This is a genomic window from uncultured Dysgonomonas sp., assembly GCF_900079725.1.
In the GTDB taxonomy this organism is placed as follows: Bacteria; Bacteroidota; Bacteroidia; order Bacteroidales; family Dysgonomonadaceae; genus Dysgonomonas.
Genome location: NZ_LT599032.1, coordinates 844,507 through 858,217, shown reverse-complemented (window position 1 = coordinate 858,217; position 13,711 = coordinate 844,507). Strand labels below are relative to the sequence as shown.

At 40.5% G+C, this 13,711-nt stretch carries 13 protein-coding genes; 10 read left to right on the top strand and 3 right to left on the bottom strand.

The features are described 5' to 3' along the window. Positions 1 to 57 precede the first annotated feature (57 nt). Together QZL88_RS03730 and QZL88_RS03725 are read left to right on the top strand one after the other, a co-directional pair. On the top strand, positions 58 to 735 hold the full coding sequence (locus QZL88_RS03730; RefSeq protein ID WP_296938687.1) for an RNA pseudouridine synthase: 678 nt from the start codon (positions 58 to 60) through the stop codon (positions 733 to 735). Between the two features lie 34 nt (positions 736 to 769). Next, complete coding sequence (locus tag QZL88_RS03725) at positions 770 to 2,893, top strand: Tex family protein (protein ID WP_296938686.1); 2,124 nt, start codon at positions 770 to 772, stop codon at positions 2,891 to 2,893. Between the two features lie 50 nt (positions 2,894 to 2,943). Here QZL88_RS03725 and QZL88_RS03720 read toward each other — a convergent pair whose 3' ends face one another. Then, complete coding sequence (locus tag QZL88_RS03720; protein ID WP_296938685.1) at positions 2,944 to 3,780, bottom strand: energy transducer TonB; 837 nt, start codon at positions 3,778 to 3,780, stop codon at positions 2,944 to 2,946. Positions 3,781 to 4,283: 503 nt separating this feature from the next. Here QZL88_RS03720 and QZL88_RS03715 point away from each other — a divergent pair. From QZL88_RS03715 to dusB, 6 genes are all read left to right on the top strand, one after another. Continuing rightward, positions 4,284 to 5,018, top strand: coding sequence for a polyprenol monophosphomannose synthase (locus QZL88_RS03715; RefSeq protein ID WP_296938683.1), 735 nt, complete (start codon positions 4,284 to 4,286; stop codon positions 5,016 to 5,018). 138 nt (positions 5,019 to 5,156) lie between these two features. Beyond that, complete coding sequence (locus QZL88_RS03710; protein WP_296938682.1) at positions 5,157 to 5,783, top strand: fumarylacetoacetate hydrolase family protein; 627 nt, start codon at positions 5,157 to 5,159, stop codon at positions 5,781 to 5,783. Between the two features lie 133 nt (positions 5,784 to 5,916). Then, on the top strand, positions 5,917 to 7,080 hold the full coding sequence (porV, locus tag QZL88_RS03705; RefSeq protein ID WP_296938681.1) for a type IX secretion system outer membrane channel protein PorV: 1,164 nt from the start codon (positions 5,917 to 5,919) through the stop codon (positions 7,078 to 7,080). A gap of 98 nt (positions 7,081 to 7,178) precedes the next feature. Continuing rightward, a complete protein-coding gene (gene ispF, locus QZL88_RS03700; RefSeq protein WP_296938680.1) occupies positions 7,179 to 7,655 on the top strand; it encodes a 2-C-methyl-D-erythritol 2,4-cyclodiphosphate synthase in 477 nt (158 codons plus the stop codon). Between the two features lie 23 nt (positions 7,656 to 7,678). Beyond that, the gene (gene mnmD, locus QZL88_RS03695; protein ID WP_296938679.1) at positions 7,679 to 8,356 is read left to right on the top strand and encodes a tRNA (5-methylaminomethyl-2-thiouridine)(34)-methyltransferase MnmD; all 678 of its coding nucleotides are present in this window, start codon (positions 7,679 to 7,681) and stop codon (positions 8,354 to 8,356) included. Between the two features lie 73 nt (positions 8,357 to 8,429). Then, complete coding sequence (gene dusB / locus QZL88_RS03690; protein WP_296938678.1) at positions 8,430 to 9,422, top strand: tRNA dihydrouridine synthase DusB; 993 nt, start codon at positions 8,430 to 8,432, stop codon at positions 9,420 to 9,422. Here dusB and QZL88_RS03685 read toward each other — a convergent pair. Beyond that, the gene (locus tag QZL88_RS03685; protein ID WP_296938677.1) at positions 9,412 to 10,347 is read right to left on the bottom strand and encodes a YafY family protein; all 936 of its coding nucleotides are present in this window, start codon (positions 10,345 to 10,347) and stop codon (positions 9,412 to 9,414) included. The genes dusB and QZL88_RS03685 overlap by 11 nt on opposite strands. 90 nt (positions 10,348 to 10,437) lie before the next feature. Next, positions 10,438 to 10,857, bottom strand: a complete 420-nt coding sequence (locus QZL88_RS03680) for a VOC family protein (RefSeq protein ID WP_296938676.1) — start codon at positions 10,855 to 10,857, stop codon at positions 10,438 to 10,440. A 187-nt stretch (positions 10,858 to 11,044) separates the two neighbouring features. Between QZL88_RS03680 and cysS the strand changes: the two genes are divergently transcribed. Both cysS and QZL88_RS03670 read left to right on the top strand, forming a co-directional pair. Then, the gene (gene cysS / locus QZL88_RS03675) at positions 11,045 to 12,514 is read left to right on the top strand and encodes a cysteine--tRNA ligase (protein ID WP_296938675.1); all 1,470 of its coding nucleotides are present in this window, start codon (positions 11,045 to 11,047) and stop codon (positions 12,512 to 12,514) included. 1 nt (position 12,515) lies between these two features. After that, on the top strand, positions 12,516 to 13,697 hold the full coding sequence (locus tag QZL88_RS03670) for a glycerophosphodiester phosphodiesterase family protein (RefSeq protein ID WP_296938674.1): 1,182 nt from the start codon (positions 12,516 to 12,518) through the stop codon (positions 13,695 to 13,697). Positions 13,698 to 13,711 lie beyond the last annotated feature (14 nt).

Sequence of the window (13,711 nt, the reverse complement as noted above, 5' to 3'; positions counted from 1 at the left end):
AACCTTTCGATTATCAATCGAAAGGTTTTTCTTTGTATTAAATTTGAAATTTTCATAATGACTGTTCTCTACGAAGATAACCATATTATAATTGTCAATAAGACTGTATCGGAAATCGTACAGGGGGATAAGACGGGTGATAAGCCACTTTCGGAAATCGTGAAAGAATACCTGAAAGAAAAGTACAATAAGCCGGGAAATGTTTTTTGTGGTGTTACCCACCGCCTAGATCGTCCTACGAGCGGTATCGTGGTTTTTTCTAAAACAAGCAAGGCTTTACCCCGCCTGAATGACATGTTTAAGAATAAGGAAATAAGTAAAACATACTGGGCCGTTGTAAAAAATGCGCCCAAACAGCCGGAGGGGACATTGAAGCATTATCTGGTGCGGAATGAAAAACAAAATAAGTCGTACGCTTATGATGTGGAGAAACCCGATTCGAAGCTGGCTATATTGCATTATAAACTTATTGCCCGTTCTGATAAATACAGCTTACTCGAAATAGACCTGGAAACAGGCCGTCATCATCAGATACGTTGCCAGCTGGCAAAAATTGGCAGTCCGATAAAAGGGGATTTAAAGTATGGTGCGGAGCGTTCCAATCCCGATGGCGGTATCAGTTTACATGCACGTCGGATATCCTTTATTCATCCGGTGTCGAAAGAATTGATCGACGTTACTGCACCCGTGCCGGAGGATAATTTGTGGCGGGCTTTGGAGGCTATTGTGAAATAGAATATATTATCTTTGCTCAAATTTTAATTTTGTTATGACTATAATTGATCTAATATCATCAGCATTAAGTATTAAAGCTTCGCAAATAGAAAAAACAATCGGTTTACTGGATTCGGGTGCGACTATTCCTTTTATCAGTCGTTACCGAAAAGAAGTAACCGGAGGATTAGACGAGGTTCAGATAGGAGCTATCAAGGAGCAAAATGATAAACTCAATGAACTGGTTAAGCGTCGCGAGACAATCCTGAAATCGATAGAAGAGCAGGAGAAACTGACACCTGAATTGAAAACGCGTATCGAAAATTGCTGGAACAGCTCAGAACTCGAAGATATCTACCTTCCTTATAAACCTAAACGCCAGACCCGTGCCGAAATAGCTCGTAAAAAGGGGTTGGATCCGCTTGCAGAATTGATTATGGCGCAGCACCCGATGGATGTGGAAGGGAAAGCCCTCTCATTCGTAAAAGGCGATGTAAAAGATACGAAAGACGCTATTGCCGGGGCATGCGATATCATTGCCGAATGGATAAATGAAGATGAATATGCCCGTAATGCTATTCGTAATCTTTTTGAAAGGGAGGCTGTTATTACCGCTAAGGTAGTGAAGGGGAAAGAAGAGGAAGGTGACAAATACCGTGATTACTTCGATTTCTCCGAAAAATTGAGTAAGGCTTCATCCCACCGTATACTGGCAATACGTCGAGGGGAATCGGAAGGTTTTCTCCGTGTAAACATTGCGCCGGATGAAGACACAGCACTAGAAAGATTGGATAAGCGCTTTATTAAAGGAGATAATGACAATGAAGCTACTAACTATGTGGCGGATGCTATAGAAGACTCATATAAGCGATTGTTGAAACCATCTATAGAAACTGAATTTTCGGCCTTGTCGAAACAAAAGGCGGATGAGGAGGCCATACGTGTGTTTATTGAGAATCTGCGCCAACTTCTGCTAGCTCCACCATTGGGACAGAAGAGGGTATTGGGTATCGACCCCGGTTACCGTACAGGATGTAAACTTGTGTGTCTCGACGCGGAAGGAAACCTGTTGCATAATGAGACTATTTATCCTCATCCACCGCAAAATGAGACATCCAAAGCCGGAAATAAGGTGGTGAAAATGGTATCTACATACAATATAGATGCGATTGCTATCGGAAATGGTACTGCCAGCCGCGAAACAGAGCGTTTTATAACCAATCTTCGCTACGAGAAAGAGGTGAAAGTATTCGTTGTAAGTGAGAATGGGGCATCTATCTATTCTGCGTCGAAAACAGCAAGAGAGGAATTTCCTGATTATGATGTGACAGTCAGGGGAGCGGTATCTATTGGCCGTCGTCTGATGGATCCGTTGGCTGAGTTGGTGAAGATAGATCCGAAATCGATCGGGGTGGGGCAGTACCAGCATGATGTAGATCAGACAAAATTGAAAAATTCTCTTGATCTTACCGTCGAAAGTTGTGTGAATCTTGTTGGTGTAAATGTAAATACGGCAAGTAAGCACCTGCTAACTTATGTTTCGGGTCTTGGCCCTGTGCTGGCACAGAATATAGTTGATTATCGTGCGGCACACGGTGCTTTCAAATCTCGTAAAGAATTGATGAAAGTCGCTCGTATGGGCGAGAAGGCATTTGAGCAGTGTGCAGGATTCCTTCGCATTGCAGAGGCTGTGAATCCATTAGATAATTCTGCGGTACATCCAGAGAGTTATTATGTGGTAGAGAAGATGGCAAAAGATCTGAAGTGTACAGTTTCTGAACTGATTCAGAATAAGGAATTGAAAAAATCGCTCGATCTTAAAAAATATATTACAGATACGGTCGGCTTGCCTACCTTGAATGATATAATGGAAGAACTTGATAAACCCGGACGTGACCCACGTAAAGGTATTAAGATGTTTGAATTCGATCCTAATATCCGTACTATCGATGACTTGCGTGAAGGTATGATTCTTCCCGGAATCGTTACCAATATCACAAACTTTGGTTGTTTTGTGGATGTAGGTATCAAAGAAAACGGACTGGTGCATATTTCGGAAATAGCAGACCGTTTTGTATCCGATCCTACCGAAGTGGTATCATTGCATCAGCATGTGGAGGTCAAAGTATTGTCTGTCGATCTGGCACGTAAACGAGTGCAATTATCGATGAAGAAATAAAAAGAAGCGCAACTCATTGAGTTGCGCTTTCCCTTCTACTTCATATTATACTACATTTTCAATTTAAATACAATCGGCATTGTAAAGTAAACCGGAACGGCTACTCCGTTATTCTTACCCGGTATCCATCTTGGCATGCTTTTCAGAACTCTTATAGCTTCCTTGTCGCAAGTCGGACTGATTCCTTTCAGTAGTTGGATATCTGTGATTTCTCCGGTCTTGCTTACCACGAATCTTACAGTGACTTTTCCTTGTATTCCCATTTCCTGATCCACAGCCGGATATCTGATGTTATCATATATATATTTATACATATCTGCTTCTCCACCCGGAAATTGAGGCATGAACTGAGCACTTACGAATACTTCGGGTTCTTTAGGGGCAGCTCCACCTTTTCCGTCTCCGACAACATCGGTTTCAAATTCTTTGCGCACAGCATCCTTGTCGGTTGAGCCGTTTTCAACTTCGAAAGCCCCGATAGCTTTAGTGCTGGTTGTCAGATCGGTCATACTGGTCAGGGTTTCTTCCGTTGCCTGGCTGTCATCCACGATTTTAGGAGGAGCAAATTTCTGCATGGCTACAAATTTCGGAGGTTCCGGCATAGTCGGTTGGATAATTTCCGGTTTCGGGTCATCGAGCAATACATCTACCACAGTTACCACATCATCGTAGTTCCCTGCATAAGGTTTTGCAGTAGAAGCCTCGATAGAGCTGATAATGGCTGGCAAACAGGATGCTACGGCAGCAAATAATACCACTACGCCGAATGCGATCAGATGCCTCCTGGTAGAGGATTGGCGTAATTCAAATGCACCATATGATTTATTTTTACCTTCAAAAATAATATCACACCATTCTGCGGAATTTAAGTTAACTAAGTTTTTCATAACTGTAAGTTTTATATGTTATTAATTATTCCCCTTTTGTACCTAATAGATATCTAAAAGCCTTAAATTCCATAAAAGGGTATAAAAATTTTTGAAAATAATCCCGGAAAGATTATTTATTTCTTATATAGAGTGGTATAGCTGAAATTTGCATATATAATATATTGAAAACTTTATCTGTGTATGTAACTGATAACCTTTAGCTGTCAGCTTTTAATTCTATGAAATTTTGATAGGTTTCCTGATCTCCAAGGGGAAAGTAGACAAGATACGAGATACAGGTTATTAGCTGATGACTTTTAAGTGATAATTGGTATATGTGTTACCTTTGTTACTTTTTAATTACACTTAGTTAATAAATGTAAAAATATCATATGCGAGGCTAACTCTATGGTTTGATGCACAAAACCGATGACTCTTTTTACTATTTTTAGTCATTATTTTTTATTTATCCATTCTTAAAATGTTACATTTGTGGCTTTAATTAAAGGAGCGAAAAGTATATGTCCAATTCCGTAGTTATAATACCCACTTACAATGAGAAAGAGAATATAGAGGCTATAATCAGAGCTGTATTTGATCTGCCCCATATGTTTGATATTCTTGTTATAGATGATGCTTCACCAGACGGTACGGCAGATATTGTAAAAAAACTTCAATCCGAATTTCCGGAACGACTGAATGTAATACAACGGGCGGGCAAATTAGGGCTGGGTACAGCGTATATTGCAGGATTCCGCTGGACATTGGAACGTTCATATGAATATGTATTCGAAATGGATGCCGATTTTTCGCATAATCCGAACGATTTGTTACGCTTGTATGATGCGTGTGCTAACGAAGGTGCTGATTTGTCGGTAGGCTCACGTTACTATAGCGGGGTGAATGTTGTGAACTGGCCGATGGGACGGGTACTGATGTCTTATTTTGCGTCTAAGTATGTACGCTTTATTACGGGTATGAAAGTACATGATGCAACAGCGGGATTTGTTTGCTATAAGCGGAATGTATTGGAAACTATCGACTTGGATAATATACGTTTTAAGGGGTATGCATTTCAGGTAGAGATGAAGTATACAGCTTATTGTCTGGGATTTGATATAAAAGAAGTATCTATCGTATTTGTTAACCGGATGCTGGGAACTTCCAAAATGAATTCCGGTATTTTTGCGGAAGGAGTTTTCGGTGTATTGACTATGAGATTCAGGCAATTATTCGGAGGGATAAGGAAGAAGTGATAAATCTTGTGTATCTTTGCTCTCTAAGGTCTCGGACCTATTCATTACTTTTGTATCTGCAATGACAATCGTTAGTTCTGACTAATTGATTTTTGTATTAAATACTTTATTTTGCTTATTCGGTTTAAGGTGATATAAATGAAAATTATCTGCGTAGGACTTAATTATCAGACACATAATAAGGAGATGGGGCGTGCACTATCTGATAAAGATGATGATCCTGTTCTCTTTATGAAACCCGATACAGCCTTGCTGTCAGGCGATAAAAACCGTTTTTATATACCCGATTTTTCATCGGATATCCATTACGAAACCGAGTTGGTAGTCCGTATCGATAAAATGGGAAAGAATATTGCAGAACGTTTTGCGTATCGCTATTATAATGAAATAACACTAGGCATAGACTTTACGGCACGTGATATACAAGCCGGACTGAAACAAAGAAGTCAGCCTTGGGAAATATCGAAGGCTTTTGATAATTCCGCGGCAATAGGAAGTTTTGTCCCCAAAGAAAAATATGAGAAGAATATCCAGGAGCTCAACTTTATGCTTAAAATAGATGATAAAGTTGTTCAGTCTGCAAATACGAACGAAATGCTTCATTCGGTGGATAGGATTATCGCTTTTGCAAGCCGCTTCTTCACGTTAAAGACCGGTGACCTCATATTTACCGGTACACCCGCAGGAGTGGGAAAAGTTGAAATCGGGAATAATCTCAAAGGGATTCTGGAGGGAGATGAACTATTGGATCTGCATATTTGTTAGAATAGTATGTTAAAATTTGAAATAAAAATAATAAAATCGATAAAAGATAGTTATAACTATAACTGAAGAATGTACAAACTATAAACTTCCTTAACCAAATTAATTTAATTACGTAAAATAAATAGTGGAATAAATGAAGAATTTCTTAAAAAAAGTCTTGCTGGTAAATGCTTTTGCACTCACTACATTTAGCATGGTTGCTCAGGAAGATATCAATCCGATTTTGACTGCAATGCCGTCTTTATCTATCGCTCCTGACGCTCGTGGTGGTGGTATGGGAGATGCCGGAGTAGCTACTGCTCCCGATGTGTATTCACAACACTGGAATCCTGCAAAATATGCATTTTCACCGAGTAAGGCGGGATTTGGATTATCATATACACCCTGGTTGAGAAAAATCATAAATGATATAGCGCTGGTTTACGGTGTGGGATATTATAAACTGGGTAATGAAAATAATCAGGCATTGAGTGCCTCGGTGCGTTACTTTTCTGTAGGCAATGTCAATATCGCTAATGATGCAGGTTGGACAGGACAAACACTAAGCCCTCACGAACTGGCTATTGATTTAGGTTATTCGCGTAAATTGACGGAAACATTTTCCGGATCGGTAACAGTACGTTATATACGTGCCGATTATTCGGGTGCGGATGAAGAAACAACTCCGGGTAATGCATGGGCCGCAGATGTAGCAGGTTATAACGAATCGTATATAAATATAGGACAATCGGAAAGCCTACTTAGCTTCGGTTTTAATATATCCAATATCGGTACCAAGATAGCAACAACAGGTGGTGACAGAGATCAGTTTCTGCCCACAAACCTGCGTTTGGGAGCGTCTTTGATGTATCCTGTGAACGATGTAAGTACATTGTCTTTCAGTATGGATATTAATAAGTTGCTGGTGCCGACTCCTCCGGTACAAGAAGTAGACGAGAGTATCAACGACTATAGAAAACGTGTAGAAGACTATCAGAATATAAGTCCTATATCCGGTATTTTTAAATCGTTTGGAGATGCTCCGGGTGGATTTTCGGAAGAGATGAAAGAGATAATGTGGTCGTTGGGTGCTGAATATGACTATGATAATAAGTTCCGCCTTCGTACCGGTTATTTCCATGAAAACAAAATGAAAGGCAATCGTCAGTATTTGTCGTTCGGTGCAGGGTTCAAGCTGACTGCTTTCCAGTTGGATGTAGCTTATATGCTTGCTACGGCACAACAAAACCCGCTAGACCAGACACTTCGTTTCTCTTTGGCGTTCGATATCGATGGTATGAGAAACTTATTCAGATAAAACTTAATTAGCATATTAGTAAATTCGGAAATTAGCAAGTTGCACATAGTTATTGAATTTACTAATATGCTAATGTGCTAATTATCAAATTAAATAAAATGAAAATACGTGTAGGGTTTGGGTACGATGTGCATCGTTTGGCGGACAATCGTGAATTGTGGCTCGGAGGTGTGAAGATCGACCATACTCAGGGGCTTATGGGACACTCGGATGCGGATGTTCTGATACATGCGATTTGTGATGCTTTGTTGGGTGCGGCAAATCTGCGTGATATAGGTTTCCACTTTCCCGATACTGCCGGAGAATATAAAGATATAGACAGCAAAATATTACTGGCCAGAACATTGGAGGTTATCACGGAAAAAGGGTACAAGATCGGCAATATCGATGCCACGATCTGTGCCGAACGCCCTAAAATAAACCCGCATATACCTCAGATGCAAAAGATAATGGCAGAGATACTCGAAATCTCTGAAGAAGATATTTCTATTAAGGCTACCACATCCGAAAAAATGGGATTTGTAGGCCGTGAGGAAGGTTTTGCCGCATATGCCGTGGCTTTAATAGAAAAATAAGTGATAGTTAAACACAGTGTAAAATGAGTGTGAAACCTGTAATAGAGTTAACAGCTGACGGGTCTCACACTCTTTTTATGCCCGGACTGAACGAGCATTATCATTCGGTGAACGGGGCTATACAAGAATCTACGCATGTTTTTATAGAGACCGGATTAAAGCATTGCAGTAAAGATACGCTGCATGTATTCGAAGTCGGTTTCGGTACAGGGCTGAATGCTTTCCTTACATTACTCGAAAGTAGAAAGAGAGAGCGGGTTATCCATTATACAACTATAGAGGCCTATCCTTTGTCAGATAACATTATTAAAGATTTGAATTATCCTGAGAAATATTTATCTATAGAGCAGGATATGTATTATAAGTTGCATAGTGCCGAGTGGGAAAAAGAATCGGAGATAACCGATAATTTTTTTCTTACTAAAATAAAAGCGGACTTTACAAATTTCGATTTCTCGAAAATAAAAGAAAATGTAGATATTATCTACTTTGATGCCTTCGCCCCCGATAAACAGGCCGATATGTGGACACAGGACATCTTTGATAAATTGTATGCTATATCAGGCAACGGATGTATATTGGTTACCTATTGTGCCAAAGGGATAGTGCGCCGGATGATGCAGCAAGCCGGCTATATAACGGAACGGTTACCCGGGCCTCCGGGAAAACGGGAGATGTTGCGGGCAACGAAGAATAGTTAAGTGCTTCTATGATTTTTTACTTCTGATAAAAGTTATCTATATTTGCACTTCCAAAATTTAGAGTGAAAATTCAATGAAAATAGGTAATATAAATTTTTCTGAAAACCCGGTGTTCCTTGCTCCTATGGAGGATGTTACCGATATGGGTTTCAGATTGATGTGTAAACGTTTTGGCGCGGATATGGTATATACCGAATTTGTATCCAGCGACGCTCTTATACGTCATGTAAACAAAACACAGGCAAAACTGACCATCAGCGAAGAAGAACGCCCTGTGGCTATCCAGATATACGGGCGTGAAGTAGATGCAATGGTAGAGGCTGCAAAGATATGTGAAGAAGCCAATCCCGACATACTGGACATAAATTTCGGTTGTCCTGTGAAAAAAGTAGCGGGCAAAGGTGCCGGTTCGGGCATGATGCGGACACCCGAACTGATGGTAGAGATCACTGCTGCCGTTGTGAAAGCTGTGAATATTCCCGTGACAGTGAAAACCCGTCTGGGATGGGATAATGATTCGAAAATAATTGTAGAACTGGCCGAGCAATTACAGGATACAGGTATACAGGCTTTAACATTGCACGGGCGTACTCGTGCCCAGATGTATTCAGGAGAAGCTGATTGGTCGCTGATTGGAGCCGTAAAGAATAATCCACGCATGCATATCCCGATTATCGGTAATGGGGATGTGACTACTCCCGAAATCTGCAAACGGCGTTTTGACGAAACGGGTGTAGATGCTGTAATGATCGGGCGGGGGAGTATCGGTGGTCCCTGGATATTTGAAGAGGTGAAGCATTATCTGGCTACAGGAGAACTTATGCCAAAGAAGGCGTTTACATGGTATCTCGATGTTTTGAAAGATTTGGTACGGAAGAATATAGCCCATTCCGGCGAGAGAGGCGGGATCATACATAGCCGCCGTCATCTGGCGGGAAGCCCGGTATTTAAAGGTATTCCTGATTTTAAGAAGGTACGTGTGTCTATGCTTCGTACCGAATCTGTGGATGATTTATTTGCTATAATCGATAACCTACCGGAGCAATTTGGCTTAGTTACAAATTAGCATTGGACAATATGTTTTTAACCTTAGTCCTGAACTCCACCGGATATACGATTCTGGCAATATCAATATAAGATAGGTACCAACGGGCAAACCTGTCGAAAGAGAAGGTCATGAAATGTAACTCGACTTTTCCATTTACTTCTTTTTCGGTGATGAGTCCTTGATAATACCTGTTTTCATCGATAAGAAGCATATCTTTTTCGTTGACTTCAATGACGATTTTTTGCAGATGTTCGCGGTCTCCAAGTGTTTTAAGGAAAGAATCGAGCGGAGGATGATTCAATTCAAAGCCTTCATGGGTGTGAGTGATATTTTGAATCCGGCTGATGCGGAAAGTCCGGTAATCTTTTACCGTATCGCAGAATGCGATTAAGTACCAGTTAGACATGGAGAAGAATATGCCAATCGGGTCTACCGTCCTGTCAGTCGTTTCGTTTCTGTTGTAGGAATAGTAAGTTATCTGTACTTTCTTCCTTTTAGCTGCTCCATCTATTAGTTCGTGCAGGATGTTTTGAGTGCTGTCAGAGTCTTTAAGGTGATAATTCAATGTGCCGATTTTATTGTTGAAGTCCTCTATTGTCTTTATTTCCGCTAGCCGCATTACGGCTTTGATCTTTTCAATACCTGATTTGTAACTGGATTTAAAGCCCTTGTCCGTAAACTTGTCGATTAGTTTTTCGGCCGCAATAAATGAGAAGGCCTCTTCCTGGGTAAACATCAGAGGAGGGAGTTTAAAGCCTTCCACTAATGAATAGCCTGTGCGCGAGTCGCCTGTTAATGGAATTCCGGAATCTTCCAAAGCCCGTAAATCTCTGTAAACAGTACGGGAACTGATATTGAAACGGTCTGTGATTTGCTTTATCTTTACGATGGATGATGATTGAAGCATTATCAGAATTGCCGATAATCTGTCTATACGGTTCATTGGTTTCCTGTTTGAGATTACTTTGCAAAAATAAGATAAGATTGGCAGAACAACCAGTGTTTTCTACCAATCTTATTTAAGGATATGCCTTTAGGCCGAATAATCGTCGTCAGACATCATAATAAGCCATCGGACTCCATATTTGTCTATAATCTCGCCTATGGCTTCAGTAAAGAATGTCTTTTCCAGCGGGCTTACGATTGTGCCCTCTTTAGATAGCAGGTTGAACACTCGGTGTAAATCGTCCGGATTGTAGAAGGATAACACCAGCTTGTTGTTGTTTCCGCTTTCCACGATTTCTCCGGAGTTGGCATCTTCTCCGGCTAATTCGAAATGCTGCGTATTGAGCACCATGTGAGAGATTTTCTCTTTGTCGGTTTCGGCTGCCTGAAAGCTTCTGTCTTCCTTTTTGCGGAAAGTGAATACTATTTCGCCGTTCAGAGCCTCTTTATAGAGATTGAACGCTTCTTCACATGTTCCCGGATAAACCAGATGTACTTTTAATTTCATACTTTTTCGTTTTTAATTTATCTATACTGATATCGGGAGTAAAAGTAGGGGGTAATAGTGACAACCCTATGTCGCACTTTTTCAGAAAAATCAAAAAGTGTTGATTCTCTTACAATATCCCGCCGCCCTGTATTTTATACAAAACAAATTTCGTATTTTTGTACCTCTAAAAATTTAGAAGCAGATTATGGAACAAAAACTATCGGTTTACAACACGCTGACACGTACAAAAGAAGTATTCGAACCGCTGCATGCACCTCACGTAGGGATGTATGTGTGTGGTCCTACAGTATATAGCGACGCTCATCTGGGACATGCCCGTCATGGCGTTACATTCGATTTGCTATTCAGATATTTGCAGCATATCGGCTATAAGGTACGCTATGTGAGGAATATTACCGATGTGGGACATCTGGAAAATGAGGAAGGGAGCGGTGAAGACCGTATTGCAAAAAAGGCACGTCTGGAACAGTTGGAGCCGATGGAGGTAGTTCAATATTACAGCAACCGTTACCACAAGGTAATGAACGATCTGAATACATTGCCGCCATCTATAGAGCCTCATGCGTCAGGACACATCATAGAACAGATAGAATCCATAAAAGAAATATTGAAGAACGGTTACGCATACGATAGTAACGGCTCTGTTTACTTCGATGTAGAGAAATATAACAAGGATTACGATTACGGTATTCTATCTCATAGGAATATAGAAGAAATGCTGAATACAACCCGTGAACTTGACGGGCAGGACGAGAAACGCAGTAAAGTGGATTTTGCCCTGTGGAAGAAAGCAGCGCCGGAACATATTATGCGCTGGCCTTCTCCGTGGAGTGATGGTTTCCCGGGATGGCATCTTGAATGTTCAACTATGAGTATCAAATATCTGGGGAAGGAATTCGATATACACGGTGGCGGTCTCGATTTGATGTTTCCTCACCACGAATGTGAAATAGCCCAGAATACAGCGATGGAAAAGCATCAGGTGGTAAAATATTGGATGCATAATAATATGATAACCATTGCAGGACAGAAGATGGCACGCTCGTTAGGTAATTTTATTACGCTCGAGCAATTGTTTGCCGGTAGCCACGACCTGTTGGAAAAGGCATATAGCCCGATGACAGTACGGTTTTTTATCCTGCAGGCGCATTATCGCAGTACGGTAGACTTTAGTAATGAAGCATTGCAGGCCGCAGAGAAAAGCCTCGAACGTCTTTTGGATTCATATGGCAGGCTGGATAAAGTAGCTGTTTCGGATACATCTTCTGTGGATGTAAAAAGCATTCGTCAGAAATGTTATGATGCAATGAACGACGATATGAATTCAGCGGTAGTTATTGCTCACTTATGCGAAGCCAGTACGACAATAAACTCGGCCATAGCAGGGAATATAAAACTGACAAAAGAAGATATTGCCGAATTGAAGGATGTATTCGATATATTCCTGTTCTCTGTGTTGGGTATTCGCAATGAGGCATCTTCAGCAAATAATAACGAAGCATTTGGAAAAGCAGTGGACTTGCTGCTCGATATTCGTCAAAAAGCAAAAGAAAATAAGGATTGGGCAACATCCGACCAGATAAGAAATGAGTTGGCTAAGGCCGGATTTGAGATAAAAGACGGTAAAGACGGCGCGGAATGGAAACTGAAATGATATGAAAATCAGACTACCTCTCATATCCCTGATATCTGTCGTATTTGTTGCTTGCGGAAATAACAGCACAAGGAATGCGGGAGAAGTTTCCGAGCCAAAAACTAATTCGCCGGAAATTGCTATTGTAATGCATAGGGGGCTGTGTCTTGAAGAAAAGTTGGCCCCGGAAAATAGTTTGGATGCTTTGTCTTTTGCTGGGCGGGTAGGTGCCCGATATGTAGAGGTTGATGTATTTTTGACAAAAGACGATGAGATTATTCTATTTCATGATAATACAATAAATAGGCTATGTCGTAATAAAAATGATTATTCAGTAGTTAATGAAGAAGTAGAATGTAGGGATTTAACTTTGGCCGAATTAAGGAATAACTATGTTTTAGCGGCACAAGATCCTTCGATGCGGCGTCCGGTGCCTACCTTGCGGGAAGGTCTTTTGATTTGCAGGCAAGAGGGTATACATCCCTATATTGAACTTAAAGAGGGTATCTTTAAAGACAAAACAGTAAAAAAGGCATATGATCTGGCTGTACAAATATTAGGACGCGGTAATTTTAGTTTTACAAGTCCGGAAAAGTCTGTAGTAAAGTATTTAAGAGGACTCGATGCTCAACTTTCTTTGTATTGTGACCATTTGGAAGATATTGATTTCTTTCGGGAATATAATGTCAATTATTATCCCCATTTCCTGGCTATTAAGCAGGAATGCCTTGATGCTGTGCATAAGGCGGGATTATCTGCTACTACCTGGACTATATGGAATTCTTGTTTCGACTCTATATCAACCAAAGGATTTGATGCGATACTTGTTGAGGATGTTGCTCCTAACTTTGATCCCGGATATGCGATATTCAGGGATAATACAAATGGAAAATTTGAAAATTATGAAGTCGGGGGTATCATAAATGATGGTATTGTGTCATTGAGAAATGGACAGGAAATGAAATTGAAAGAAGTGGTTCCGGATACTCTATATTTGGGGGCTCTTTACTTTACAATCGAAGCAAAAGGTAAATTTGAGATAGAAACAGACCGGTTTAAAACAGACCGGGATAATAAAAGTGATGATTTTCATATATATAAGTTTCAATACATATTTCATAAAGATAAACCATTGTTTAAGATTAAAGCATTGGATAATAATCTGGAGATTAAGTCTGTTGGGCTGGCAATCTGTGAATACTAAATCTTTATGAACTA